Here is a 424-nt window from a genome sequence, read left to right on the forward strand (position 1 = left end):
CTCCCCCCGCGCGCGCGGCCTTGCAGCCTGATGCGCCGAGCGGCTCCGTCTATGCCCCCACCGGCTCTGGCCCGACGCCGCGCGCCAGGGCCGCCCGGGCGCGGGCCACGCGTGCCTTGACGGTGCCCACCGGAACCCCGCACACCGCCGCGGCCTCCTCATGGGAGAGGCCATGCGCGCCCACCAGGATCAGCGCCCCCCGCTGCGGCAGGGGCAGGCCCTGCAGGGCGAGCGCCAGATCCGCCATGTCGTTGCGCGCCTCCTGTTCCGGCGGCGGCTGGTCGGGCTCCGGCATCCGCTCCAGCGCACGCCGCTCGGTGCCGCGCCGGCGCATCTGCTCCAGGAAGACGTTGCGCAATATATGAAACATCCAGGCCCGCAGGCTGGTTTCCGGGTCCCACTGGGATTCGGCCCGCAATCCGCG

The 424-nt window shown here is 74.8% G+C and carries 1 protein-coding gene; it reads right to left on the bottom strand.

The features are described from left to right. Positions 1-49: 49 nt before the first annotated feature. Positions 50-424 (bottom strand): sigma-70 family RNA polymerase sigma factor (locus tag SxD43FB_RS24085; protein ID WP_096064181.1); only part of this gene is annotated, 375 nt, incomplete at its 5' end.

The organism is Sphingobium sp. D43FB (genome assembly GCF_002312805.1).
Lineage (GTDB): Bacteria > Pseudomonadota > Alphaproteobacteria > Sphingomonadales > Sphingomonadaceae > Sphingobium.